Below are 24,456 nucleotides of genomic sequence, written 5' to 3'. Positions count from 1 at the left end.
CGGACGCCCGCCATGTACACCATCCGCCGCGCCACCGTTGACGATGCACCGACCCTGTCGGTGCTGGCCACGCGTACCTTCGTGGAAACCTTCGGCCACCTCTATCCTGCGCAGGACCTGCAGAATTTCCTCGACGAGGCCTATGCGGTCGACCGCCAGCACACGATCCTGGCCCACCCGGACTACGCGGTGTGGCTGCTGGAACGGGACGGGGTGGCCGTTGGCCATGCCGCGGCCGGTCCCTGTGGCCTGCCGCACCCGGACGTGCAGCCGGGCGATCGCGAACTCAAGCGCCTGTACCTGATCAAGGACGAGCAGAGCTGCGGCTGGGGCAGCCGGTTGCTGGAAACGGCGCTGGACTGGCTCGAACGCGACGGCCCGCACACCCTATGGTTGGGCGTGTGGTCGGAGAACTTCGGCGCGCAGCGTTTTTATGCCCGCTACGGCTTCAACAAGGTGGGTAGCTACGAATTCCCGGTCGGCAGCGTGCGCGACCTGGAATTCATCCTGCGCCGACCGGCCGGCCCGGCGCGCTGAGCGCCCGGCCCATTTCCGCCTCCATCGCACTGGACCGCAACGGCTTCACCCGCCGTTGCACGGTCTATTCGTCTAATGGCCGTGTTTTCTCCCGCAGGTCCCAAGCCAACCGGCTAGGCTGAGTGCATGAATCCCCCTGTTTTACTGCTTCATGGCATCTGGAATGCCCGCGCGTGGGTTGGCCCGTTGGCCTGGCGGCTGCGCGCGCGTGGCTTCAGCGTGGACACCTTCGGCTATTCCAGCGTCTTCGGCGGTCCCGACGTGGCGGTGCCGCAACTGCTGGAACGTCTCAAGGACAGCGGCCCGGTGTCGCTGGTCGGGCACAGCCTGGGCGGGCTGGTGGCGCTGGAGGCATTGCGCCAGCAGCCGGACCTGCCGGTGTCGCGGGTGGTCTGCCTGGGTTCGCCGTTGCGCGGCAGCGGCACCGCCCGGTCGCTGGCCGAGCATGGCTGGTCGCTGGCGCTCGGCCGCAGCAGCGACCTGCTGCTCGATGGCCTGCCGGCCTGGGAGGGCAGGGCGCAGGTGGGATTGATTGCCGGCTCGGTCCCGCATGGCCTGGGCAGCCTGCTGGGCGCCATCGGCGAGGCCTCCGACGGCACCGTGGCACTGGATGAGACCCACCTGCCGGGCCTGGCCGACCATTGCGTGGTCCCGGCGAGCCACAGCGGGCTGGTGTTTTCCCCCGAGGCCGCGCGCCAGACCGCCGCGTTCCTGCGCGATGGCCGCTTCCGGCCCGACCGCGCCGCCCACGCCGCCTGAGCCCGGGCGGCCCCCCCCGGCCACGACTAACACGGTCGCGGCGGGCGATCAGGTAGAATCCGCGCCCTGTTCCTCATGCAAGCACGGTAATACCCATGGGTAGAGGTCCCTCGATCGAGAACCGCAAAAACGCGTCTGACGCGAAACGCGGCAAGATTTTCACCAAGATCATCCGCGAGATCGGCGTTGCCGCGCGCGGCGGTGGAGGGGACCCCAACAACAACCCGCGCCTGCGGGTTGCCATGGACAAGGGCCTGGCCTCGAACATGTCCAAGGACGTGATCGAGCGCGCCATCAAGAAGGCCACCGGCGAACTGGAAGGCGTGGAATACGAAGAGATCCGCTACGAGGGCTATGCCCCCGGTGGCGTGGCCGTGATCGTGGACTGCCTGACCGACAACCGCGTGCGCACCGTGGCCGATGTCCGCCACGCGTTCAGCAAGTGCGGCGGCAACATGGGCACCGAAGGCTCGGTGGCCTTCATGTTCAAGCGCGTGGGCGTGCTGCATTTCGCCGCCGGCGCCGATGAAGAGACCATCACCGAGGCGGCCATCGAGGCAGGCGCGGACGACATCGTGGTGTACCCGGAAGACGGCGCGATCGACGTGTTGACCGCCGCCGACAGCTACCACGCGGTCAAGGACGCCATGGAAGCGGCCAAGCTGACCCCGGACCACGCCGAACTGACCTTCCGCGCCGACAACGACATCAAGGTCGAAGGCGACACCGCCCTGCAGGTCAAGAAGCTGCTGGACATGCTGGAAGACCTGGACGACGTGCAGGACGTGTTCTCCAACGCCGACCTCGGCGCGGACGCCTACGCCTGACCGGACGCGCTGCCGGTCGCCTTTGGCGACCGGTGGGCGGACAATGCGGACCATGATGACTCCCGCCGTTCCCTGCCATCGCCGCCGCACTGCTCCGTTCCGGGTCCTGCCCGGCCGCGTGCGTGCCGCATGACCCGCATCCTCGGCATCGACCCCGGTTCGCAACGCACCGGGGTGGGCATCATTGACGTGGATGCCACCGGCAAGGTCGTGCACGTGCACCACCTGCCGCTGGTGTTGCTGGGCGCCGACGATTTCCCGCAGCGCATGAAGCTGCTGGTGCTGGGCCTGAATGCCCTGGTCGAGGAATACCGCCCCGACGAAGTGGCGATCGAAAAAGTGTTCATGGCGCGCAACCCCGACTCGGCCCTGAAGCTGGGCCAGGCCCGCGGCGCGGCCATCTCGGCCGTGGTCATGCGCGACCTGCCGGTCAGCGAGTACGCGGCCACCGAAATCAAGCTGGCCGTGGTCGGCCGCGGTGGCGCGGAAAAACAACAGGTCCAACACATGGTCGGGCTCATGCTCAACCTGAAAACCAAGCTGCAGGCCGACGCCGCCGATGCGTTGGCCGTGGCCATCACCCACGCCCACGTACGGGCAACGGCGCAGCGCCTGGGCGTCAACGCCCGCATGGCCTGGAGCCGCAAATGAGGAAAGCTGCATGATTGGTCGTCTGCGCGGGATCGTGGCCTACAAGGCGCCGCCGTGGCTGCTCATCGACGTCAATGGCGTCGGTTACGAGCTGGAGGCGCCGATGAGCACCTTCTACGACCTGCCCGAGCTGGGCCGCGAGGTCACCCTGTTCACCCACTACGCGCAGAAGGAAGACAGCGTGTCGCTGTATGGCTTCCTGCGCGAGGGCGAGCGCCGCCTGTTCCGCGACGTGCAGAAGGTCAGCGGGATCGGCGCCAAGATCGCGCTGGCGGTGCTGTCGGGGGTGAGCGTGGACGAGTTCGCGCGCATGCTGCAGGCCGGTGACATCACCGCGCTGACCCGCATTCCCGGCATCGGCAAGAAGACCGCCGAGCGCATGGTGCTGGAGCTGCGCGACCGCGCGGCCAACTTCGGCGGGGGCGGTGCGCCCCTGGCCGGTGCAGCGCCGGCCACCGACCCGGTCTCCGAGGCCACCGTGGCCCTGCAGCAGCTGGGCTACAAGCCGGCCGAGGCGGCGCGCATGGCGCGCGATGCCAACGCCGAGGGCGACGATGTCGCCACCGTCATCCGCAAGGCCCTGCAGGCCGCGCTGCGCTGACCCGCGCGCTGCCTTCTTCCTGATACCGACCGCGTCCGCCCGGAGCACCATGTCCACCTCTTCCACCCAGCACGACAACGGCCACGCCGCGCACGGCCACGCGCCGGCGGCCGGCGGCATGGCCCTGATGATCGGCGCCATCGGCGTGGTGTTCGGCGACATCGGCACCAGCCCGCTGTACACGTTGAAGGAAGCGTTCTCGCCGCATTACGGCCTCAACAGCGACCACGACACCGTCCTGGGCGTGCTGTCGCTGGCGTTCTGGGCGCTGAACATCGTGGTCACGCTCAAGTACGTCACCATCATCATGCGCGCCGACAACGAGGGCGAGGGCGGCATCATGGCGCTGATGGCGCTGACCCAGCGCACCCTGCGGCATGGCTCGCGCTCGGCCTACGTGGTGGGCATCCTGGGCATCTTCGGGGCCTCGTTGTTCTTCGGCGACGGGGTGATCACCCCGGCCATCTCGGTGCTGGGTGCGGTCGAAGGCCTGGAGGTCGCCGCGCCCGGGCTGCATGCGTTCATCGTGCCGATCACGGTGGTGGTGCTGCTGGCGGTGTTTGCGGTGCAGCGCTTTGGCACCGAGAAGATCGGCAAGCTGTTCGGGCCGATCACCTCGATCTGGTTCATTTCGCTGGCCGCGATCGGCATCTGGAACATCGTCGATGCGCCGGAAGTGCTCAAGGCCTTCAACCCCATGTGGGCGCTGCGCTTCTTCATGGAGCACGGCTGGCACGGCATCTTCATCCTGGGCGCGGTGGTCCTGGCGGTCACCGGTGGCGAGGCGCTGTACGCCGACATGGGCCACTTCGGGGCGAAGCCGATCCGCCATGCCTGGTACTTCTTCGTGCTGCCGTGCCTGGTGCTGAACTACCTGGGGCAGGGCGCGCTGGTGCTCAACAACCCCGAGGCAGTGAAGAACCCGTTCTTCGAGGCCGTGCCCGACTGGGCGCTGTACCCGATGATCATCCTGGCCACCATGGCCGCGGTGATCGCCTCGCAGTCGGTGATCACCGGCGCCTTCTCGGTCTCGCGCCAGGCCATGCAGCTGGGCTACATCCCGCGCATGCGCATCACCCATACCTCGCACGACACCATCGGCCAGATCTACATCCCGGGCATCAACTGGGGCATCGCTGTGATGGTGATCGGGCTGGTGCTGGCCTTCCGCAGCTCGTCCAACCTGGCCGTGGCCTACGGCATCTCGGTGTCGGCGACCATGCTGATCGATACGCTGCTGCTGGCGCTGGTGGCCCGCGCGCTGTGGCCGACCTCGCGCTACTGGATCATCCCGCTGTGCGTGGTGTTCTTCATCATCGACCTGGGCTTTGTGATCGCCAACGGCGCCAAGCTACTGCAGGGCGCCTGGTTCCCGGTGGTGCTGGGCATCGTGCTGTTCACGATGATGCGCACCTGGCGGCGCGGCCGCGAGCTGCTCCGCGATGAGATCCGCAAGGACGGCATCCGCATCGACACCTTCCTGCCCGGGCTGATGCTTGCCCCGCCGGTACGGGTGCCGGGCACCGCGGTGTTCCTCACCGCCGACCCCACCGTGGCCCCGCATGCGCTGATGCACAACCTCAAGCACAACAAGGTGCTGCACGAGCGCAACGTGTTCCTGCACGTGGTGACCCTGCCGGTGCCGTACGCGCCGGAGGGCCAGCGCCTGAAGATCGAGTCGGTGGGCGATGAGTTCTACCGCATCTACGTGCGCTTCGGCTTCATGGAAACCCCGGACGTGCCGCTGGCGCTGATGCGCTCGTGCGACCACGGCGGGATCTACTTCGACCCGATGGACACCACCTTCTTCGCCAGCCGCGAGACCATCGTGGCCACCGCCAACCGGGGCATGCCGATCTGGCGCGACAAGCTGTTCGCGCTGATGCACCGCAACGCCGCCCCGGCGACCGGGTTCTTCCGGATTCCGGGCAACCGGCTCGTGGAGCTCGGGGCGCAGGTGGAGATCTGACTGCGTCAGATCGCCACCTGCGCCCCAAGGTTTGCTGCGCAAACCTTGGGACCCGGGCGCATTCCACCTGATCCCCGCGCCTTCGGCGTGCCCCTCCGACGCGTTCCCGGTAGTGCCGGCCGCTGGCCGGCTCCCCATGACCCCTGCATCGCGTGGAGCCGGCCAGCGGCCGGCACTACCGGGAGCGTGGAGCGCGTGGAGCCGGCCAGCGGCCGGCACTACCGGGAGCGTGGATCGCGTGGAGCCGGCCAGCGGCCGGCACTACCCGGGGCGCGGATCGCGCCCCTTTTGCCGCATAATTGCCGCATGACAGACGACCGCATCATCGGTGCCGGTGCCACCCGTGAAGACGAGGGCACCGACGCCAGCATCCGCCCCAAGCGCATGGCCGACTACCTGGGCCAGGCGCCGGTGCGCGAGCAGCTGTCGATCTATATCGAGGCGACCAAGGCCCGTGGCGACGCGCTCGACCACGTGCTGATCTTCGGCCCGCCCGGGCTGGGCAAGACCACCCTGAGCCACGTGATCGCCAATGAGCTGGGCGTGGCCCTGCGGGTCACCTCCGGCCCGGTGATCGAAAAGGCCGGCGACCTGGCCGCGCTGCTGACCAACCTGCAGCCGCACGACGTGCTGTTCATCGACGAAATCCACCGCCTCTCGCCCGTGGTCGAGGAAGTGCTGTACCCGGCGATGGAAGATTTCCAGATCGACATCATGATCGGCGAGGGCCCCGCCGCCCGCTCGATCAAGATCGACCTGCCGCCGTTCACCCTGATCGGGGCCACCACCCGTGCCGGGCTGCTGACCGCGCCGCTGCGCGACCGCTTCGGCATCGTGCACCGGCTGGAGTTCTACACCCCGGAAGAGCTGACCAAGATCGTCCGTCGCTCGGCCGCCATCCTCAACATCGACTGCACCGCCGAAGGCGCGGCCGAAATCGCGCGGCGCTCGCGCGGCACCCCGCGTATCGCCAACCGCCTGCTGCGCCGCGTGCGCGATTACGCCCAGGTCAAGGCCGCCGGCCATATCGACCAGGACGTGGCGCAGGCGGCCATGCAGATGCTCAAGGTGGACCCGGAAGGCTTCGACGAGCTGGACCGCCGCATGCTGCGGACCATGGTCGACTACTTCGACGGCGGTCCGGTGGGCATCGAGTCGCTGGCCGCGGCCCTGTCCGAAGAGCGCGGCACGCTGGAAGACGTGGTCGAGCCCTACCTGATCCAGCAGGGCTTCCTGATCCGCACCGCGCGCGGCCGCATGTGCACCCACAAGGCCTACCGGCACATGGGGCTGAAGCCGAAAAACCCGCCGGCCGATCTGTTTGCCGAGGCCATTGATGGAAATTGAGCCCCGGTTCAGTTGGCCGACACGCATTTACTGGGAAGATACCGACGCTGGCGGCGTGGTCTACCACGCACGCTACGTGGCCTTCATGGAGCGGGCCCGGACCGAATGGATGCGGGCATTGGGCTTTGGCCAGGAGCGCACGCGCACCGACCATGGCCTGGTATTCGCGGTCCGCGCGATGACCATGGACTTCCTCAAGCCGGCGCGGCTGGACGATGCGCTGGAGGTGACCGCCACGCTGGTGCAGTGCAAGCGCGCCAGCATGGTGTTCGACCAGCGCGTGTGTCGCGGCGATGAAACGCTGCTGACCGCCCAGGTCAGGATCGCGGCATTGGATGCCTCCACTTTCAAACCGCGCGGCATGGACGATGTCCTCCTTGCCGCGTTGAAACCCTACGAACTTCAAGTATCCGCACAGTGAGGAACAACGGATGATCGCAATGCTCCTGGCCCTGCAGGCCACGGTGACCGAGGCGCTGCCGCAGGAAGTGACCAGTGCTGCGGCGCAGACGGTTGCGCAGGCCGCGCATGGCGGTGGCATCAATTACCTGGACCTGATGGTCAAGGCCAGCCTGCCGGTGAAGATCATCGTGCTGCTGCTGCTGGCCGGGTCGTTCATCAGCTGGGTGATCATCTTCCGCAAGGCGCGCGTGTTCAACGCCGCCAACCGCGAAGCCGACGAGTTCGAAAGCCGCTTCTGGTCCGGCGCCGACCTGGGCAAGCTGTACAGCTCGGCCACGGACCGCAACCGCAAGGTGGGCGGCCTGGAAGCGATCTTCGAAGCCGGCTTCCGCGAGTTCACCCGCCTGCGCGACAAGCGCCGGCTGGACGGTCGCGCGCAGCTGGAAGGTGCCCAGCGCGCCATGCGCACCACCTACACCCGCGAAGTGGACCAGATGGAACGCAGCCTGGAGCTGCTGGCCAACATCGGTTCGACCGCCCCGTACGTGGGCCTGGTCGGCACCGTGTTCGGCATCATGGTGACCATGCACGACATGATCAACAGCGGTGAGCAGGCCGGTATCGCCTCGGTGGCCCCGGGCATCTCCGAAGCCCTGTTCGCCACCGCCATCGGCCTGTTCGTGGCCATCCCGGCGGTGTGGGCCTACAACCGCTTCACCACCCGCGTGGAGCGCATGTCGGTCCGTTTTGAAACCTTCGCAGAAGAGTTCAGCTCGATCCTGCAGCGCCAGAGCGCCGGCGACGAGTAAGCGCCCCGCACCAAGGACCCTGCCATGACTGCTGCCATCGGCCGCCGCAAGCGCCGCAAGCTCAAATCCGAAATCAACGTCGTGCCGTACATCGACGTCATGCTGGTGCTGCTGATCATCTTCATGGTCACCGCGCCGCTGCTGACGCTGAGCTTCGAAGTCGACCTGCCCAGCTCCCAGGCCAAGGCCCTGGAAAGCAAGCAGGACCCGGTGATCGTGTCGGTGCGCCTGGACGGCCAGCTCAGCCTGAAGCTGCCCGACGCCAAGGAACCGGCCCCGATGGACCCCGGCCAGCTGCAGGCGCAGCTGGGCGCGTTGGCCGCACAGGACAAGAACCTGCGCGTCATCGTGGCCGCCGACAAGGCCGTGGCCTATGAAAAGGTGGTCGCGGCGATGGACGTGATCAAGCGCGCCAACGTGGAAAAGGTGGGCCTGGCGACCGATGCACGCTGAAGCCCTGCCACCGCAGCGCCAGCCGGAAGAAAAGTGGGGTCTGCCGATCGCGCTGGCGCTTGGCGTGCACCTGCTGCTCGCGCTGGTGTTCATCGGCGCCTGGCTGTGGTCGCCGCAACGCACCACCGAGGCCGCCGCCGGCGACCCGGCGATCGAGGCCAGCCTGCAGTTGTCCGCGTCTGAGGCCGCCGCCGCGCGCCAGGCGCTGCGTGCCTCGGAAAAGCTGCCCGACCTGCCCGAACCGGTCGCCCAGCCCGAGCCCATTCCCGAAGACACCATGCCGCCGCCGCAGCCGATCGAGGAGCCGCGCCCGCAGGACGCGCCCACCCCGCAGCAGCAACAGGCGCAGGAGCGCGTGGCCCAGCCCGACAAGATCGACCAGGACGCGGTCAACGCGCTGGCGATCTCGGCCGAGAAGGCCAAGCAGGAACAGGAAGCCAAGCGCCGCCAGGAACAGATCGACCTGACCGAGCGCCAGCGCCAGGAGCAGGCCGAGCAGAAGCTGCGCCTGGCCAAGCAGCAGGAAGAGGCCGAGAAGAAGAAGCTGGCCGACCAGCAGCAGAAGGCCAACGACACCAAGGCCGAAGCCGAGCGCCAGCAGAAAATCGCCGAGATCCGGCGCAAGCGCGAGCAGGCCGAGAAGGAAGCCAAGCTGGCCGAGCAGAAGCTGCGCCAGGTCGCAGCGGCGCGCGCGGCCAGCGGCACCGCGGCCACCACCGGCGCGACCGGCGTCGCCAAGCCGGCGGCCGGCGCGGGCGGCACCAGCGACGACCTGCAGGCCAAGTACGCCGCCGCGATCCAGCAGAAGGTGCTGGCCTCGTGGACCCGCCCGGACAACGTGCCGTTCGGCCAGCGCTGCAAGATCGTCATCCAGCAGCTGCCCGGTGGCACCGTGAACAGCGCCAAGGTCAGCCCGGACTGCCCGTTCGACGAGGCCGGCCGCCGCTCGATCGAGGCCGCCGTGCTCAATGCCCAGCCGCTGCCGTACCGGGGCTTCGAGACGGTCTTCCAGCGCACCATCAACTTCACCTTCACCGCGCAGGACTGAGCCCGGGCCGTTGGCCTTGGGCCCTGCCTGCGCAGAGCGCCGCATGATGACGATGCTTCCCCGGATGGCCGTGGCCCTGTTGCTGCCCCTGCTGCTGCCGGCGCTGGCCCATGCCGCGCCGGTGCCGGGCCAGGTCAGCCTGCGCACCGCCTATGCGGTGGCGATCCGGGACCGGATCATCGCGTCCTGGTTGCCCCCGGCGTCGATGGCATCGGGCCAGCACTGCCGGGTGGCCATCACCCAGCTGCCGGGCGGAACAATCGTCAGCGTCAAGCTGGATGCGGCCTGCCAGTTCGATGCGGCCGGCAAGGCGGCGCTGGAGCGGGCGGTATTGCGCGCCCAGCCGCTGCCTTATAAAGGTTTCGAGGCCGTGTTCGACCGCAGCCTCACCATCGGTTTTACCTCGCCCTGATCCTGCAGGGGCACTGGCAGGGATGCCAATCGTTAATGCAATGTGAGTTTTGTACCGCGGTGACTCTGCTTTCACGTCCCTTTGGTTCATGATTGCGAAACGGTTCACCGCCGTCCTGCTATCCCTCGTTCCGGTTTTCCTTCCCTTGAGTGGTCCATGAAGAAAATGCCTCGTTGGCTTGCCGTTGTTGCGGCCCTGTTGTTGCCCTTTGCTGCCTTGGCGCAGCAGAAGGGGCTGGATATCGACATCATCGGCGGCAATGCGTCCGCAACCCCGATCACCGTGGTCCCGATGCCCTACCAGGGCTCGGCGGGTGCACCGCAGACCGACGTCGCCGCCGTGGTGCGCGCCGACCTGGAGCGTTCGGGCCAGTTCCGCACCCTGCCGGAAGCGCAGATCGTGGAAAAGCCGACCCGGGGCAGCGAGATCCAGTTCGCCACCTGGCGCGCGCTGAAGCAGAACTACATCGTGGTGGGCCGGGTCATGGACGCCGGTGCCGGCGCCTACCGGGTCGAATACGAACTGTATGACGTGCCCAAGGGCGAGCGCCTGCTGGGCCTGGCGATGACCGCCCGTGGCAATGCCATGCGCGACGTTGCCCACCAGATGGCCGACGCCATCTACGAAAAGATCACCGGCGTCCGCGGCGCCTTCTGGACCCGTATCGCCTATGTCACCGCCAGCGGCAAGGGCGATGCCATGCGCTATGCGCTGATGGTGGCCGATTCGGACGGCTTCAACCCGCAGACCATCGTGCGCTCGGCCGAGCCGCTGCTGTCGCCGTCGTGGAGCCCGGATGGCAACCGCCTGGCCTACGTCAGCTTCGAGCGGGGCAATTCGGCGATCTACATCCAGAACATCTCCACCGGCGCCCGCGAACTGGTCACCAGCTTCCGCGGCATCAACAGCGCCCCGTCGTTCTCCCCGGATGGCCGCCGCCTGGCCCTGTCGCTGTCGCGCAGCGGCAACCCGGAGATCTACGTGATGGACCTGGGCAGCAAGCAGCTGACCCAGCTGACCAACCACTTCGCCATCGACACCGAGCCGACCTGGAGCGCCGACGGCTCCAACGTCTACTTCACCTCCGACCGTGGCGGCCGCCCGCAGATCTACCAGGTGCCCTCCAGTGGCGGCAGCGCCTCGCGCGTGACCTTCCAGGGCAACTACAACGCCACGCCCAGCCTGTCCTTCGACGGCAAGAAGCTGGTGGTGGCCCAGGGCAGCGGCAATACCTACAAGATCGCGATGATGGACAGCAGCCTGGGTTCGGCGCGCTGGAGCACGCTATCCCCGGGGTCGCTGGATGAGTCGCCGAGCTTTGCGCCCAACGCGAGCATGGTGCTGTACGCCGCCCGTGAGGGTGGACGCGGCGTGTTGTACGCCGTCTCGGCCGATGCGCGCGTGCGCCAGCGGCTGGTGTTGGCCGACGGTGACGTCCGTGAGCCTTCTTGGTCGCCTTACCGTACAAAGCGCTAACAGAGTGTTAAGATTTCCACCGTATTCATCCCACATCCGGCTTTAGGAGCCTCAAAGGTATCGCCATGAACAAGACCACCCGCGTTCTGCTTGTCTCCCTGTTGTCCGTGGCCGCCCTGGCCGGTTGCTCCAAGAAGGTGAAGGAACAGCCGGCAGCCCCGGTTGACACCGGCTCCTCGACCACCACCCCGAGCGGCCCGTCGACCTCCGGCCTGTACGGCCCGGGCGACCTGGACACCGATTCCTGCCTGCGCCAGCGCGTGGTGTACTTCGACCTGGACAAGGAAGAAGTGAAGCCGGAATTCCAGGCCATCATGGCCTGCCACGCCAAGTACCTGCGTGACCGTCCGTCCTCGCGCATCACCCTGCAGGGCCACACCGACGAGCGCGGTTCGCGCGCGTACAACCAGGCCCTGGGCGAGCGTCGTGGCAACGGCGTCAACTCCGCTCTGCAGGCCAACGGTGGCTCGGCTTCGCAGCTGACCGTCGTGTCCTACGGCGAAGAGCGTCCGGTCTGCACCGAGTCGGGCGAGTCCTGCTGGTCGCAGAACCGTCGCGTCGAGATCGTGTACACGGCTCAGTAATAGATGCGCTTTCGATTTCTATCGATGATCGTTGCGGCAGCCCTCGTGGCTGCCGCACCGGCCAATGCGCAGCGCCAGAGCCTGGCCGACCGCGTTGGCGCGCTTGAGCAGCAGGCCCAGAACAACCAGTCCAACATGGACATGCTCAACCAGCTCACCCAGCTTCGCACCCAGGTGCAGGCCCTGCAGTCGCAGGTGGAGCAGTTGCAGCATGACAACGAGCAGCTGAAGCAGACCGCCAAGGACCAGTACCTGGACCTGGACAGCCGCTTGAACCGACTGGAAGGTGGCGCCCCGCTGCTGCCTGCCGCACCCGCTGCGAGCGCACCTGCGCCCGCCGCTGCAGCACCGAAACCGGCAACGGCCGCTTCCGAGCGGCCGCCCTCCGTGCATGGCGATGCCGGCAGCCTGGCTGCCAATGGTGACGAGCGTACCGCTTACAACGTCGCCTTCAATTCGCTCAAGGCCGGCAAGTACGACGACTCGGCGCAGCTGTTCCTGAGCTTCCTTGAGTTGTACCCCAACGGCGTCTACGCCCCCAATGCGCTGTACTGGCTGGGCGAGAGTTACTACGCCACCCGAAATTTCCCGCTGGCTGAGGCGCAGTTCCGCGACCTCATCTCGCGCTACCCGACCCACGACAAGGCGTCGGGCGGCCTGCTCAAGATCGGCCTCTCGCAGTATGGCGAAGGCAAGGTCGACCAGGCCCAGGCCACCCTGGAACAGGTGGTGTCCACCTATCCCGGCAGCGATGCCGCGCGTACCGCGCAGGACCGCCTGCAGTCGATCCGGCTGGGCCAGCAGATCCGCTGAACCGCCGTCCGGGCACCGCCAAGGCCGCCCCGCTATAATGATCCTTCGTAGAGCCGGGCTCTGCCCGGCTGCATGAACCGCCGGGCACGTCCGGCTGTTGTCGTTTCCGATGCCGCATTCCCAAGAATCACCGCCATGACCGTTTCCCTGTCCGCCGCCGCCGCGCTCCCCAGCGAGATCGTGCAGTCACCCCTCCCGCGCCTGAAGATCACCGAGATCTTCACCTCGCTGCAGGGTGAAGCCGATACCGCCGGCTGGCCGACCGTGTTCGTGCGCCTGACCGGCTGCCCGCTGCGCTGCACCTATTGCGACACCGCCTACGCCTTCCATGGCGGCACCTGGTGGGACATCGATGCGATCGTGGCCGAGGTGCTGGCCCAGGGCGTGCACCACGTCTGCGTGACCGGCGGCGAGCCGCTGGCGCAGAAGCGTTGCCTGGTGCTGCTGGAGAAGCTGTGCGACGCAGGCCTGGACGTGTCGCTGGAAACCTCCGGCGCGCTGGACGTCAGCGCGGTTGACCCGCGCGTATCGCGCGTGGTGGACCTGAAGACCCCCGGCTCCGGCGAACTGGCCCGCAACCGCCTGGAGAACCTGCCGTTGCTGACACGCCGCGACCAGATCAAGTTCGTGCTGTGCAGCCGCGAGGACTACGAGTGGGCGCGCGGCATGGTCGCCGAGCACCGCCTCAACGAACGCAGCATGGTGCTGTTTTCGCCCAGCAAGGACCAGGTGAGCCCGCGCCAGCTGGCCGACTGGATCGTCGAAGACCGCCTGCCGGTGCGCTTCCAGATGCAGCTGCACAAGCTGCTCTGGAACGACGAACCCGGCCGCTGAGGTCGGCTATCGAGCGCGCGACGCCCGCTCGCCACGCCTCATTTTCCAGTTTTCATCCCGGCGCGGGACAGCGTGCTGGCTCCCGCAACCCACCGGAAACACCCCCTCATGAAAAAAGCAGTCGTCCTCCTGTCCGGCGGCATGGACTCCGCCGCCGTCATCGCCATCGCCCAGGAACAGGGTTTCGCCGTGCATGCGCTCAGCGTGCGCTATGGCCAGCGCCACACCTCTGAACTGGATGCGGCCGCCGCGGTTGCCCAGGCGCTGGGCGTGGTGGCACACAAGACCGTCAACGTGGACCTGCGCAGCATCGGCGGCTCGGCCCTGACCGATGACATCGACGTACCCGAGGCGGGCGGGGAGGGCATTCCGGTCACCTACGTGCCGGCGCGCAATACCATCATGCTGTCGGTCGCGCTGGGCTGGGCCGAAGTGCTGGGCGCCAGCGACATCTTCTGCGGCGTCAACGCCGTGGACTATTCCGGCTACCCCGATTGCCGCCCCGAGTTCATCGCCGCCTTCCAGGCCCTGGCCAACCTGGCCACCAAGGCCGGCGTCGAAGGCGCGGGCATCCAGGTGCACGCGCCGCTGCAGTTCCTGAGCAAGGCCGACATCGTGCGTGAAGGCGTGCGCCTGGGCGTGGACTTCGGCCTGACCGTGTCCTGCTACAACGCCGACGACACCGGCGCGGCCTGCGGCCACTGCGATGCCTGCCGCCTGCGCGCGCAGGGCTTCACCGATGCCGGCGTGGCCGACCCGACCCGTTACGCCTGAGCGATAAGTGGTTTCGCCTGAGCGCCTTGTGGGTTAGAATGCGCACCCCCGGCAGCGATGCCGGGGCATGCAATGGGCCGTTAGCTCAGTTGGTAGAGCAGAAGACTTTTAATCTTTTGGTCGATGGTTCGAATCCATCACGGCCCACCATTGCAGCAACGAATCAGGCGCCCATCGGGCGCCTTTTTTGTGGCCTGGGGCCATCACTGCCCGCTCGGCAATACCGCCGCGCGACGACCCGGTCAGGGATCCAAAGCGTGCCGCCGCTACCGCAGCGCAGCTCATCCCCGCTACCAGCCAGATGGCTCGCCATCCTCATCGTCCACCGACATCCCGGTGCGGGCGCGGACCCAGGCAAACAGCCGCGCAAGATCCGCTTCGATGATGGTCGGGTGAGCGCTGATCTCAAGAAACACACGTTCCTCTTCCAGGAACACGCGTACGTCGTAGCACCACGCATCCGCGTCCCTCGGCTCGGTGCCTACCAGCCGGAACTCGTGCGCGCCAACACAGCGGGAAAACGTCTCAAGCTGGGTGATCTGCTGCTTCACCTCGTCACGATGGGACGCATACCACCCCCTATCTTCAAACGACAGCACGAACTCCGCTGACATCTCCATCTCCTTGCTGCTGTGATGCATCCCGCTGGGAGCACGTCGCGCCCCCGCAACTCTATGCCGCGCCTTCCTGGGTGGCCTGATGGGCGCTGAGCACGCGTGGACGCAGGTCTTCCACCAGCCGCTTCCTGCTGCTGCGCGCGTACTCGGCGGGCGAGAAGGGCATGGCGGAGTCGGCGTAATCATCGATCAACGTCAGCAGTTCGCCAGCGGCGATGCCGGGCGGCGCGGGGTCGCTTCCGTTGCAGGTCAACGCAACCAGGGTTTCCTGCAGCACCTCTTTTTGCACAATGCCCCTGCCACTGGACGGATCGGCGACGCACAGGCCGAATGTGCCATTGAAGAAGTGGGGAAGCAGCGCTGCTACCTTTGCGTCCACCCGGTGCGCGTCGTCGCCGCAGGTGCGCAGATGCGCCGCCAGTTCGCCCGCCAACGTCGAGACCACTGCCGCGCGCTCCTCGCCTGCGGCGGCGTCTGCGGCGATGCGGACCCAGCGTGTGCACTCGGGGCGGAAGAACGCACCGGATACCCGCGAATCGGTGTCGATCGATCCGAACGCGGCGGAGTGGATCGTCCCCGCGTTACAGCGGTACGTCGGCGCGGGAATGGCCTCTGCGGCGATCAGCGCATCCAGACGCTGCACGGTGATGCCTGCCAGCGCTGCGCAGGTGGATCTGTCGACAAAGTAATCGCGCAGGTACGCATCCAGCAGCATGGGATCTCCATCAGGAAAAAGTTGCAGCGTACGGAGGGTAGCCCAACACGCGCGCGCACGGAGGGCACCCGCCGCCTGCCCCCTGCCGCATCGGCGGGCAACGCGTATCCATGGCGTATCGCTGAGCGCCGCACGGCACGCTTTCGTGGGGGTGGCCGGAGCCCGTTTACCGCCACGGCCGGACCATCCTTCGTCTTCCACGGGGATTATGTATAGTCGGTTTTGTGATCAAGCGCGCGGTTTGGTGTTCAATCGGCGTGATAAAGCAGTAGATGATTATTCGCTCCATTTACTCTGACGAATCCAAGGATGGCGCCATGGCACGGAACTGGATTGTGATGGGAGACCCCACCAGCAGTGGCGGGCAGGTCATCACGGCATCGAACGAAACCGACATCATGGGAATGGGCGTTGCGCGGATAGGCGACAAGGCCACTTGCCCGAAGCTGCACAAGGGTATTTTCCCCATTGTCGATGGGGATATCACGATCCTGGTGGATGGACAGCCCGTGGCCTTGCACGGTTGCGCGCTGGCCTGTGGGTGTCGCGTACTGTCTGGCCAGCAGGCCAACGTCTTCGCTGAAAGTGGTGCGGCCGCGGGAGGCGCCGCCGCCGCTGGCGCAGGCACCGCTGCCGCCGCCGGGGCGGGCAGTGCGGCGGCTGGCGCAGCAGGTGTCCTGAAAGCGGTGTTGGCCTCGGCGGCGACGTTCGATCAGGCAATCCGCTTCGTCGGCAAGGGAGGCACGCCGTTGGCCGAGGTGCCGTACACCCTGCACCTGGCCGATGGCCGCACGGTGTCTGGAACCACCGATGCCCAAGGAGAAACCACGCGCGTCTCGACAGAGCAGAGCCAGTCCATCATGCGCGCGGAACTGCGCGCACCTGCACAGCCGGTCGGTTGCTGCGCGCGCGTGGCGCCGGACGACGCCGATGACGTGGAGGTCTTCGACGTCGACGGCGTGGTGACCACATCGGAGGCGCTGGGCACCTCGATAGCCCCGGTCACCGCACCCGGCCACGAGCGCGGCCTGACGCCGGGAGAGATCGACATGGCCCGCCTGGTCTTTGGCGATGCGGTCGACTACGCCCAGGTGAAGGTCCACGACCATGGCTACTGGATGTTCTTCGGGTTCCAGAACAAGGACACCGCAGTGACACCCAACGGGGAGATGTATTTCCCCAAGGGTATCTACAAGGACGATTATTCGACCGACAGCGTCGGTTTCCAGCAGTTCTTCATCCATGAAATGACGCATGTCTGGCAATACCAGCTCGGTTACAACGTCAAACTGGTTCGTGCCCCGCGCCCCAACATGAGCTACGACTACGTGCTGGATGAGATCCGCCTGTTCCCCGACTACAACATGGAAGCGCAGGGCGACATGCTGGCCGACTATTTTCTGGTGGCTTTCCGCGGCTCCCAGTCACGCATGAATAATGTGCGTTACCGTACCGTGCCCGATATCGGTGCGCAGCTCGAGCGTACCCTGCAGCCCTTCCTTGCCGCGCGCAGTGACAAAAACAACCTGCCCAGGACGACGCAATGAGCCGTTTGCATGTTTCCCTGCTGTTGATCGGTGTGCTGGTGCCGGGCCTGGCAAGCTGCGCCTCGCCCGCCGGCCGGTATCAGCAGGCGCTGGTCAAGGAACAGCAGGGCGTGCCCTGTTTTGGCTTGCCGGCAATCCGCACGGGCGACGCGCCTGCGAAGATAACCGGGGTGTCGGTGATGGAGGTCGGCTCGGGCGGCGCGGCGATCTGGGAACGTGATTTCCTGCGGGATGGCCAGGCCGAACCCACGCTCGCCCCGGATCAATGCCTGCGTTACGGCGACGGTGGTACGTCGCCACCGCCGCGCCTGCAGCCTGGCAAGCGGTACCAGGTGGAAATGTGGGGCAGTGCGCCGGCACAGCGCGGGGCGCCCCAGTCGCGCTGGTTCAACGGCTACTTCTGCGTAGTTGACGCAGGCGGCGCACCGAAGATCAACGCGGTCCAGCAGGGAAAGGACGGCGCGCTGCGTTGGGACACCTGCGGGTCCACTGCACAGCCGGTAGGCCAGGCCGGGCGCTGAGCACGCGCAGGTTGCAACGATTCCGACGCCTGGCCGGCCGCAGCCGTGGACGCCCGGGCGCCGACTCTGGCTACAATCAAATCATCCCGGTAGCTCCCGGGCGCTGACCAAGTGCCACACAGTGAAGATTCTCCTGACAGGAAGTTCAGGCCGGGTGGGGCGCGCGATCTTCGGCGCGCTGTCCGCACGGCACGAGGTGGTCGGGGTTGACCGCAGCCCCTTCAACACCACCCGGCACGTGGCCGATATCACCGATATGCGCACGCTGCGCACGGCGCTGGTGGGCGTGGATGCGGTGATCCACTGCGCGGCGCTGCACGCCCCGCACGTGGGGCTGATGCCCGACACCGAATTCCATCGCATCAATGTCGAAGGCACCCGCACCCTGGCGATGCTGGCCCGCGATGCCGGGGTGTCGCGCTTCGTGTTCACCAGCACCACCGCGCTGTACGGCCATGCGATCGTGCCGGGCCGTTGCACGTGGGTCGACGAGCGCACCCCGCCGCAACCGCGCACGGTCTACCACCGGTCAAAACTGGCGGCCGAGCACTGGCTGGAGGAGGCCGCCAGCCCCGCGTTCCAGGTGCGGGTGATCCGGATGTCGCGGTGCTTCCCTGAAACCGCCCAGCGCATGCTGCTGTATCGCCTGCACCGTGGCATCGACGTGCGCGATGTGGCCGATGCGCATGCGGCGGCCCTGCGTAACACCGGGCCGATGTTCCAGCGCTACATCGCCAGCGGCGCCACGCCGTTTGGCCCGGAAGACTGCGAACGGCTGGTCAGTGACCCGCGCGCGGTGCTGGCGCGGCGCTGCCCGCAGTGGCTGGCCGAGTACGACCGCCGCGGCTGGGCGCTGCCGGTGATCGACCGCATCCACGACGCCACTGCGGCCAGCATCGGCCTGGGCTGGCGCAGCCAGCGCGGGCCGGAAGCGGTGCTGGCGCAGTTGGCCGAGCACTCCATCGAAGTGCTGCCGCATCCGATGCGCGACGCAGACTGCACGGTGGACTGACCGCTGCAGGTCAGTGCCGGGCCAGGTCCATGCTCACCGCATCCAGCACCCGCTGCGCGCGGGCGCGGGCCGATTCATTGGCGCGCATGTCGATGGGCAGGTCCGGTGAGATGCCGGCCACTTCGTCGCTGCCATCGGCGCGCAGGCGCACGCAGTTCGGGATGCGCATGCGCAGCTGCGCGTGCGGCAAGGTGCGCGGTGGCGGCGGGCTCATGAAGCCGCAGCCATAGCCGCCGGTGGTGCTGCCGACCACGCGTGCGATGCGGTTGTCCTGCAACCGTGCGGCGAACATTTCCGCCGAAGAGGCGGTCTTCGCATCGGTGAGCACATACACCGGCCCCTGCCAGGCGGCCCAGTGCCGGCGCAGGTCCTGCGCCCAGTCCAGGCGGTGGGCAATCAGGAAATCGGGGATCGCGTCCACCGCCGGGGTGGCAAGGGGGCCGCCCGAACTACCGGCGGCGACCAGGTGCCGACAGGGCAGCGCCTGCCAGTCGCGCGGCGACTGCCACACCCACGTCATGTCGCAGGGCGGCGACTGCGTTGCGCGCAGGGACGCGGCGAAGCGGTCGCGCTGCTGGACCAGCAGCGGCCGTGCGGTGGCGTCGGGATGATGGTGGCGCAGGGCATCGTCGATGCGCTCGTACTGCTCCTGCAGGTAGTCGCGGCCGGCCGCCGACTGGCTGACCCACAGTGGCGCCGACTGCACCGGTGCGCCAGTGAACAGGCGCGTGAGCGTGTCGCCGCTGTCGTCGCCGCCCGGGTTGGTGCCCACATCCACCAGCACCGCATCCACGCCCTGCTGCTGGAAGCGCCGCAGCGTGGCGGCGATCTCGGCCACCCACGCATCATTCAACGTGGCCCGCATGTCGTTCACCGCGTCGGCATGCCGCAGTTGACCCCACAGGCGGTGGCACAGGCCGGGGTAACGCAGCGCATCGAATTCGTGCAGGCGCAGCAGACCCAGGCGGTGGCCATCGGCCAGCGCGATCACGCCGCTGCGCAGCGCCGGGTCAGCCCCACCGGCTGTGGCGTGGTAGCCGGGCAGGGCCTGCAGCGGCACGCTGTAGTCGTGCCGGCCTTCGTCCAGCACGCCCAGCGCCGCGCAACCGGTGGACGCATCCAGCGTGCGCGGGTCCACCGCGGCAGGGGCGGGTGCGGACGCGCCGGCTGCCTGCCGATCCAGCAGTTTCAGGTGGCCATCGTGAAACCCGGCCAGGAACGTGCGCAGCGCCTGTTCCGCCTGCGCATCGCTGCTGGCGGTGGTGATGGCCTGCTGCGCATCGCGTTCGAGCGCGGGCAGGTCCACGCCGCTCTGCGCGGAGGCCACCCACGCCAGGTGCGCATAGTCGTCCTGCAGGGTCTGCTTCAGTACCGCCAGATCGCCGCGCCAGGCATCGCGATCAATGCCGGGGGCGGCGTGGCTGGCAAACGCCATCGACAGCGCCATGGCCGTCAGCGCCCCTGCCTTCGGTGTGTGTCCTGCCGACATCGCCGTGCTCCCTGCCAAGGCGCTGCCTGCGCCTGCGAACCCCGATCCTAGCCAACCCGGCCCGGTGGCGAAAGCGCGCAGGGGCGCGGCATAACATTGGCCTCACATTGCCGTTCCACTGCCGGGCGCAGGTTGGAGGCGATGGAAAAGCTGGGGCCGTACTCCAGCGGAGCCGTGTGATGTCGACGCACACCGTGAGCCGCCAACACTACATCCGCCTGCTCAACCGCATCATCGCGGTGGCGCACGACGGCCACGCCCTGCATGCCCGTGCCGTGGCCCGGACGCAGGGCGAGGATGCTCCGCTGTGCGCGGTGATGATGCGCATGGCCGGCTCAAGCGCGGCCATCATCGGTACGCTTGGCAGGCACGTGCGTCAGGCCGGCGGGCGCCCCGCACGGCATGGCACCCTGCTCGGTGGCGTGCGCGCGGGCTTCGGCTGGTTGGGGACGGTGCTGGGGGATGCCGGCATTCAGTACGTCAGCGAGGGGCAGGCGTCACGGGCTCGGCTGATCCGCGTCCTGCAGGCTGCGTTGCACGACCAAACACTGCCGGGTGATGCACGGCAGGTGCTGGAAGAGATGGAGCGTCATGCGCAGCACGACTGGCAGCAACTGCATGGTCGGCTGAACGGTCTTCGCGCGCGCCAGGTGTAGCGCTGCTCACCAGAAGGTGCCGGGAAGCGCCACCGGCAACATGAGGCTGCGCGCAGCGCGCAGCCCCACTATGTGCGCCGCGGTTACTTCTGCTGCGGGTTCTTCGGGGCGTCTTTGTTGTCCTGTTGCTGCTTCTGCTGCTTGGCCAACGTGTCCTTGCGCTCCTGCTCCTTCTGCTGGTCGGTCTGCGCGGCGGCATTTTTCTGGACGTTGTTTTCGTTGTTCTGCATGGTGGACATTGCGGTACTCCAGGACGACGTGATGTCGTGCGATCCACACTGGACCGGGTGCTGTTACGCAGCGGTCGCACTCGCATGAGGGTAGGGTCAGGGTGGCCGTGAGCATTGCCTGGCGTTCATGCGCGGTGTCGTGTTCATGTCCACGATCGATCTGTTTGTGCACACCCAACACGCGGCGGCGGGCGCACAATAGCGCGTCTTTTGCTGACTGTTGTTGGAGGTGCCATGAACCGATTCGTCCTGCTGGGTGTGGGGGCGCTTGCGCTCGCGGCCTGTTCCAAACCGGCCCCGTCCGATACCGCCGCGCCGGCGCAACCGCCCGCCGCCGCTACGGCTGCGCCGACGCCAAGCGCGCCGGCCGCCGCGACCGATGCCACGTTGCAGCCGCCGTCGTTTGATTGCGCCAAGGCGCAGTCCGAGTCGGAGAAACTGGTCTGCGGTGACGCCCGCCTGGCCGCGCTCGACCGTCAGCTGGCCGCGCTCTACAAGCGCGTGCAGACCAGCCCGGATGAACTGGATATCGCCGCCGAGCAACGGGGCTGGGTCAAAGGCCGTGACGCCTGCTGGCAGGCGGTCGACCGGCACCGGTGCCTGATCGAGTCCTACCAGACCCGCATCGTTGAACTGAACATCGGCAATGGCGGCGTGCCCACGCCCACGCCGGTGCACTACCAGTGCGATGACGCCAGCAAGCCGGTCAGCGTGGTGTTCTACAACGAACTGGACCCGCAGGCCGCGGTGGTCAGCCTGGGCAAGGACCAGGCCATCGTGTTTCCGGCCCAGGCCGCAAGCGGCAGCCGCTACACCCGCGAAGGCGTGGAGTTCTGGGAACACCAGGGCGAGGCAACGCTGGACTTCTACGGCACCACGCTGAGCTGCAAGGCCGGCGGTTGAACCCGGTGCGCTACCGCACCCGGCGGTAGCGCACTTCGTTCTGGCGGTCGCCCACTTCGGTGGTGACAAAGCCGTCCCGGCTCTGGTTGATGTCGAACACGCTGCTGCCCACGTTGAGCTGGCCGCCGTTGACCCAGCCGCTCAGGTTCTGCCCGCGGGCCTGGGCAGACATGCGCCCGTCGCTGTCGATGCGCATGCGGATGTCGGCGCCGTAGATGGGGTTGTAGCCTTCGAACTCGCCCACCATCCAGCCCGGCACATAGGAGCTGTGGCGCGGCCCCTGGTAGGAGTCGTCGTCGTAGCGGTCGTCCTGCTTGTTGGCGTTGTGCACCAGCGCGCCAAGGATGGCCGCGCCGATCAGCACACCGGCGGCCACTTTGGCATCGTGGTTGTCGCCATGGTCGTCGCCGTCGTGCGAACCGCCGTCGTGTACGCGGAAGGTGGCGCGGCACCCGTCATCCACCCACACCTGGCGGCGGTCGTAGTCCCAGCTTCGGCCTTGACGGCAATCGGCCCCGGACAAGGTGCGCTCCAGGCTGACGTAGCCGGCGCGGGGCAGCGTGCACGACTGGTAGCGGTTGTTGCGGCTTTCGCAGGTCACCACATCATCGGCGCGCGCGTCGGCCATCGACGCGGTAAACAACAGCGGAGCGGTCAGCAACAGGCGGATCTGCATGGTGTCGGTTCCGGTGGCAGGGAAGCTGTGCACCGCTGGCCCGGGCGGGCGCGACAGCGGGCTGTCGAGCCGGACGATGACAGTTGCCGATGAAAACCGGATGAAGACCCGCCGATCAGGCAGCCTGGCCGACGTCCTGCTGCTGGAAGCAGGCACGGATGGCGTCCAGCAGTTCGCTCATCGAATACGGCTTGGGCAGGAAGTGGATGCCCGGGCGCAGCTGCGGCAGGACGTCGGACGGTTCCAGTCCCGAGGTCACCAGCACCGGCAGGCTGGGCTGGTACTGCTTTATGCGGTGCGCCGCTTCGATGCCGCTCACCCCGCCCAGGCACACATCGGTGAAGACCAGGTCGAACCGTTCGCCAGCCTGCAGCAGGCCGAGCGCGGCTTCTGCCGAACTGACGGCGGCGACATCACAGGCCTGGCTTTCCAGCACCATGCGGCTGAGTTCGCGGGTTTCTTCGGTGTCTTCGATCAACAGCACGCGCGGTGCAACGTGGCGCTTGGACAGCAACATGACGCAGTGTTCCCTGGCAGTGGTTCGGAATGGCGCGCAAGTATGCGGCGGCACCGGGTGAGGGGATCGTGCACGTCAGGCGCGGCGGCATTCCGCGCGCTGCCGCAAGCGTCGCAGTGCCAGCAGGCCCAGTACCGCCAGCAGCGCGGCGGACAGCCGCAGGCTGTTGCCCTGCCAGCCGATCGCCGTGGTTTCGCTGACCTGCATGACGTTCCAGGCCATGTTCAGTGAGTCGTGGGGCATAGGTCTGGGGGGACCCCGGTCATGCGCACGTTGCGCGGCGCTCAGGCGCGGCAGGGTAGAGTCGGGGTTTGAACCATGGAGCCGCGACGATGCAATGCCCCGTATGCAAGACCCAGGCGCTGGTGATGTCCGAGCGCCAGGGCATCGAGATCGACTACTGCCCGCAGTGCCGCGGCGTGTGGCTGGACCGCGGCGAACTGGACAATATCATCGAGCGCTCGACCGATGCGGCCGCCCCGGTACGGGCCGCCACGCCGCCACCGCCGCCGCAGGCCGTGCAGCATCGCGATACCCGCCACCTGGGCCAGCAGCAGTACGGCGACCAGCACGGCTACCGCAAGAAGAAGAAAGAGGGCTTCCTGTCGGACCTGTTCGATTTCTGAGCCGGGTGCCGGCCCTGTCTGATCAGGGCCGGCGCAGGATGAATTCCAGGTCGCGGCTGTCGCCCACCACAAAGTAGTAGGTGCCGACCTGGACGCAGCCGTAGCGCGCATAGAAGCGCTGCGCGCCGAAGTTCTCCGACCACACGCCCACCCACAGGGTGCGGCGTGCCGGGTGATCCAGCCACTGCAGGAACGCCTCCATCAGGCGTGCACCGTGGCCACCGGACTGGTGGCTGGCCAGCACATACAAACGTTTGAGTTCGACGTCACCGTCGACGGCATCGGCGTGCGCGAGGGTATTCGCACCGGCGGCCAAGTAGCCCACCGCGCGCCCGTCCTCTTCCAGCAGCCATACCGCACTGCGGGGATCCTCCAGTTCGCGCCGCTGCGGTGCGGGGCTGTAGTGCTCTTCCAGGAACGCGTGCAGGTCCTGCGGCGGGTAGGAATCGCCGAAGGTTTCGGTGTAGGTGGCGATGGCGATCGCCGACACAGCCTGTGCATCGGCCGGGGTGGCGCGACGGATCTGCAGGGACATGGCAGGGGGAGAACTGAAGGGGGTGGCAGCGTACGCCATCCGGGGTGCCCCGGACAAAAACCGGGCGGGGATGGCGGAACCCTGGCCCCGGCGCATCACATCACTATCCGGGAGCG

General features: G+C 67.5%; 31 protein-coding genes and 1 tRNA gene. 24 read left to right on the top strand and 8 right to left on the bottom strand.

Annotated features, from left to right (window positions below):
- The first annotated feature begins 12 nt into the window (after positions 1 to 12).
- The 18 genes from AC6CHL_RS05360 (at position 13) to AC6CHL_RS05275 (ending at position 14,446) form a co-directional block, all read left to right on the top strand.
- A complete protein-coding gene (locus tag AC6CHL_RS05360; RefSeq protein WP_038686701.1) occupies positions 13 to 537 on the top strand; it encodes a GNAT family N-acetyltransferase in 525 nt (174 codons plus the stop codon).
- A 126-nt stretch (positions 538 to 663) separates the two neighbouring features.
- Positions 664 to 1,296 carry an esterase/lipase family protein gene (locus AC6CHL_RS05355; protein WP_038686702.1) on the top strand — a complete coding sequence of 211 codons (633 nt, stop codon included), beginning with the start codon at positions 664 to 666 and terminating at the stop codon, positions 1,294 to 1,296.
- Positions 1,297 to 1,391: 95 nt separating this feature from the next.
- Positions 1,392 to 2,123 carry a YebC/PmpR family DNA-binding transcriptional regulator gene (locus tag AC6CHL_RS05350; protein ID WP_038686704.1) on the top strand — a complete coding sequence of 244 codons (732 nt, stop codon included), beginning with the start codon at positions 1,392 to 1,394 and terminating at the stop codon, positions 2,121 to 2,123.
- A gap of 129 nt (positions 2,124 to 2,252) precedes the next feature.
- Positions 2,253 to 2,774, top strand: a complete 522-nt coding sequence (gene ruvC, locus AC6CHL_RS05345; RefSeq protein WP_038686707.1) for a crossover junction endodeoxyribonuclease RuvC — start codon at positions 2,253 to 2,255, stop codon at positions 2,772 to 2,774.
- 10 nt (positions 2,775 to 2,784) lie between these two features.
- Positions 2,785 to 3,375 (top strand): Holliday junction branch migration protein RuvA, encoded by a 591-nt coding sequence (gene ruvA / locus AC6CHL_RS05340; RefSeq protein ID WP_038686709.1) that lies wholly within the window; start codon positions 2,785 to 2,787, stop codon positions 3,373 to 3,375.
- A 49-nt stretch (positions 3,376 to 3,424) separates the two neighbouring features.
- The gene (locus AC6CHL_RS05335; RefSeq protein ID WP_038686710.1) at positions 3,425 to 5,344 is read left to right on the top strand and encodes a potassium transporter Kup; all 1,920 of its coding nucleotides are present in this window, start codon (positions 3,425 to 3,427) and stop codon (positions 5,342 to 5,344) included.
- 306 nt (positions 5,345 to 5,650) lie between these two features.
- Positions 5,651 to 6,691 carry a Holliday junction branch migration DNA helicase RuvB gene (ruvB, locus tag AC6CHL_RS05330; protein WP_038686712.1) on the top strand — a complete coding sequence of 347 codons (1,041 nt, stop codon included), beginning with the start codon at positions 5,651 to 5,653 and terminating at the stop codon, positions 6,689 to 6,691.
- Positions 6,681 to 7,112 (top strand): tol-pal system-associated acyl-CoA thioesterase, encoded by a 432-nt coding sequence (gene ybgC / locus AC6CHL_RS05325; protein WP_141057541.1) that lies wholly within the window; start codon positions 6,681 to 6,683, stop codon positions 7,110 to 7,112. The genes ruvB and ybgC overlap by 11 nt, the downstream gene beginning before the upstream one ends.
- 10 nt (positions 7,113 to 7,122) lie before the next feature.
- Positions 7,123 to 7,902 carry a protein TolQ gene (gene tolQ / locus AC6CHL_RS05320; protein ID WP_038686716.1) on the top strand — a complete coding sequence of 260 codons (780 nt, stop codon included), beginning with the start codon at positions 7,123 to 7,125 and terminating at the stop codon, positions 7,900 to 7,902.
- 24 nt (positions 7,903 to 7,926) lie between these two features.
- Positions 7,927 to 8,355 carry a protein TolR gene (tolR, locus tag AC6CHL_RS05315; protein WP_038686719.1) on the top strand — a complete coding sequence of 143 codons (429 nt, stop codon included), beginning with the start codon at positions 7,927 to 7,929 and terminating at the stop codon, positions 8,353 to 8,355.
- Positions 8,345 to 9,403, top strand: a complete 1,059-nt coding sequence (gene tolA / locus AC6CHL_RS05310) for a cell envelope integrity protein TolA (protein WP_498293672.1) — start codon at positions 8,345 to 8,347, stop codon at positions 9,401 to 9,403. The genes tolR and tolA overlap by 11 nt, the downstream gene beginning before the upstream one ends.
- Before the next feature lie 43 nt (positions 9,404 to 9,446).
- Positions 9,447 to 9,815 carry a TonB C-terminal domain-containing protein gene (locus AC6CHL_RS05305; RefSeq protein WP_498293671.1) on the top strand — a complete coding sequence of 123 codons (369 nt, stop codon included), beginning with the start codon at positions 9,447 to 9,449 and terminating at the stop codon, positions 9,813 to 9,815.
- A gap of 156 nt (positions 9,816 to 9,971) precedes the next feature.
- The gene (tolB, locus tag AC6CHL_RS05300) at positions 9,972 to 11,291 is read left to right on the top strand and encodes a Tol-Pal system beta propeller repeat protein TolB (protein ID WP_038686725.1); all 1,320 of its coding nucleotides are present in this window, start codon (positions 9,972 to 9,974) and stop codon (positions 11,289 to 11,291) included.
- A gap of 65 nt (positions 11,292 to 11,356) precedes the next feature.
- Positions 11,357 to 11,875: a peptidoglycan-associated lipoprotein Pal gene (pal, locus tag AC6CHL_RS05295; protein WP_038686727.1), complete on the top strand. Its 519-nt coding sequence runs from the start codon at positions 11,357 to 11,359 to the stop codon at positions 11,873 to 11,875.
- Between the two features lie 3 nt (positions 11,876 to 11,878).
- Positions 11,879 to 12,688 carry a tol-pal system protein YbgF gene (ybgF, locus tag AC6CHL_RS05290; RefSeq protein WP_038686729.1) on the top strand — a complete coding sequence of 270 codons (810 nt, stop codon included), beginning with the start codon at positions 11,879 to 11,881 and terminating at the stop codon, positions 12,686 to 12,688.
- A 135-nt stretch (positions 12,689 to 12,823) separates the two neighbouring features.
- Positions 12,824 to 13,522, top strand: a complete 699-nt coding sequence (queE, locus tag AC6CHL_RS05285) for a 7-carboxy-7-deazaguanine synthase QueE (RefSeq protein ID WP_038686731.1) — start codon at positions 12,824 to 12,826, stop codon at positions 13,520 to 13,522.
- Positions 13,523 to 13,630: 108 nt separating this feature from the next.
- On the top strand, positions 13,631 to 14,296 hold the full coding sequence (gene queC / locus AC6CHL_RS05280; protein WP_038686732.1) for a 7-cyano-7-deazaguanine synthase QueC: 666 nt from the start codon (positions 13,631 to 13,633) through the stop codon (positions 14,294 to 14,296).
- Between the two features lie 74 nt (positions 14,297 to 14,370).
- A tRNA-Lys gene (locus AC6CHL_RS05275) sits at positions 14,371 to 14,446 on the top strand.
- 140 nt (positions 14,447 to 14,586) lie between these two features.
- On the opposite strand, the gene AC6CHL_RS05270 is transcribed toward AC6CHL_RS05275, so the two are convergent.
- Together AC6CHL_RS05270 and AC6CHL_RS05265 are read right to left on the bottom strand one after the other, a co-directional pair.
- A complete protein-coding gene (locus tag AC6CHL_RS05270; protein WP_498293669.1) occupies positions 14,587 to 14,910 on the bottom strand; it encodes a hypothetical protein in 324 nt (107 codons plus the stop codon).
- Positions 14,911 to 14,968: 58 nt separating this feature from the next.
- On the bottom strand, positions 14,969 to 15,628 hold the full coding sequence (locus AC6CHL_RS05265; RefSeq protein WP_498293667.1) for a DUF6058 family natural product biosynthesis protein: 660 nt from the start codon (positions 15,626 to 15,628) through the stop codon (positions 14,969 to 14,971).
- A 272-nt stretch (positions 15,629 to 15,900) separates the two neighbouring features.
- Between AC6CHL_RS05265 and AC6CHL_RS05260 the strand changes: the two genes are divergently transcribed.
- The 3 genes from AC6CHL_RS05260 (at position 15,901) to AC6CHL_RS05250 (ending at position 18,708) form a co-directional block, all read left to right on the top strand.
- Positions 15,901 to 17,175, top strand: coding sequence for a PAAR domain-containing protein (locus AC6CHL_RS05260; RefSeq protein WP_498293665.1), 1,275 nt, complete (start codon positions 15,901 to 15,903; stop codon positions 17,173 to 17,175).
- Positions 17,172 to 17,696: a hypothetical protein gene (locus AC6CHL_RS05255; RefSeq protein ID WP_498293663.1), complete on the top strand. Its 525-nt coding sequence runs from the start codon at positions 17,172 to 17,174 to the stop codon at positions 17,694 to 17,696. The genes AC6CHL_RS05260 and AC6CHL_RS05255 overlap by 4 nt, the downstream gene beginning before the upstream one ends.
- Before the next feature lie 121 nt (positions 17,697 to 17,817).
- The gene (locus tag AC6CHL_RS05250; RefSeq protein WP_498293661.1) at positions 17,818 to 18,708 is read left to right on the top strand and encodes an NAD-dependent epimerase/dehydratase family protein; all 891 of its coding nucleotides are present in this window, start codon (positions 17,818 to 17,820) and stop codon (positions 18,706 to 18,708) included.
- Between the two features lie 10 nt (positions 18,709 to 18,718).
- Here AC6CHL_RS05250 and AC6CHL_RS05245 read toward each other — a convergent pair whose 3' ends face one another.
- Entirely contained in the window at positions 18,719 to 20,197 is a 1,479-nt protein-coding gene (locus tag AC6CHL_RS05245) for a S41 family peptidase (protein WP_498293659.1), read from the bottom strand.
- 179 nt (positions 20,198 to 20,376) lie between these two features.
- On the opposite strand from AC6CHL_RS05245, the gene AC6CHL_RS05240 reads away from it, so the two are divergent.
- Positions 20,377 to 20,853 carry a ferritin family protein gene (locus AC6CHL_RS05240; protein WP_498293658.1) on the top strand — a complete coding sequence of 159 codons (477 nt, stop codon included), beginning with the start codon at positions 20,377 to 20,379 and terminating at the stop codon, positions 20,851 to 20,853.
- An 83-nt stretch (positions 20,854 to 20,936) separates the two neighbouring features.
- Here AC6CHL_RS05240 and AC6CHL_RS05235 read toward each other — a convergent pair whose 3' ends face one another.
- Complete coding sequence (locus tag AC6CHL_RS05235; protein ID WP_185753461.1) at positions 20,937 to 21,092, bottom strand: hypothetical protein; 156 nt, start codon at positions 21,090 to 21,092, stop codon at positions 20,937 to 20,939.
- A 225-nt stretch (positions 21,093 to 21,317) separates the two neighbouring features.
- Between AC6CHL_RS05235 and AC6CHL_RS05230 the strand changes: the two genes are divergently transcribed.
- On the top strand, positions 21,318 to 21,986 hold the full coding sequence (locus tag AC6CHL_RS05230; RefSeq protein ID WP_498293656.1) for an MliC family protein: 669 nt from the start codon (positions 21,318 to 21,320) through the stop codon (positions 21,984 to 21,986).
- Positions 21,987 to 21,996: 10 nt separating this feature from the next.
- Here AC6CHL_RS05230 and AC6CHL_RS05225 read toward each other — a convergent pair whose 3' ends face one another.
- The 3 genes from AC6CHL_RS05225 to AC6CHL_RS05215 form a co-directional block, all read right to left on the bottom strand.
- The gene (locus AC6CHL_RS05225; protein ID WP_498293654.1) at positions 21,997 to 22,662 is read right to left on the bottom strand and encodes a DUF3011 domain-containing protein; all 666 of its coding nucleotides are present in this window, start codon (positions 22,660 to 22,662) and stop codon (positions 21,997 to 21,999) included.
- Positions 22,663 to 22,777: 115 nt separating this feature from the next.
- Positions 22,778 to 23,179: a response regulator gene (locus AC6CHL_RS05220; RefSeq protein ID WP_038686749.1), complete on the bottom strand. Its 402-nt coding sequence runs from the start codon at positions 23,177 to 23,179 to the stop codon at positions 22,778 to 22,780.
- Positions 23,180 to 23,254: 75 nt separating this feature from the next.
- Complete coding sequence (locus AC6CHL_RS05215; RefSeq protein ID WP_498293652.1) at positions 23,255 to 23,401, bottom strand: hypothetical protein; 147 nt, start codon at positions 23,399 to 23,401, stop codon at positions 23,255 to 23,257.
- A 110-nt stretch (positions 23,402 to 23,511) separates the two neighbouring features.
- Here AC6CHL_RS05215 and AC6CHL_RS05210 point away from each other — a divergent pair, with 110 nt between their 5' ends.
- The gene (locus tag AC6CHL_RS05210; RefSeq protein ID WP_498293650.1) at positions 23,512 to 23,805 is read left to right on the top strand and encodes a TFIIB-type zinc ribbon-containing protein; all 294 of its coding nucleotides are present in this window, start codon (positions 23,512 to 23,514) and stop codon (positions 23,803 to 23,805) included.
- A gap of 22 nt (positions 23,806 to 23,827) precedes the next feature.
- On the opposite strand, the gene AC6CHL_RS05205 is transcribed toward AC6CHL_RS05210, so the two are convergent.
- Positions 23,828 to 24,340 (bottom strand): GNAT family N-acetyltransferase, encoded by a 513-nt coding sequence (locus AC6CHL_RS05205; protein WP_463601504.1) that lies wholly within the window; start codon positions 24,338 to 24,340, stop codon positions 23,828 to 23,830.
- Between the last annotated feature and the right edge of the window lie 116 nt (positions 24,341 to 24,456).

The organism is Stenotrophomonas sp. GQ19 (assembly GCF_059758695.1).
This window is presented reverse-complemented; position numbering and strand designations above follow the sequence as displayed.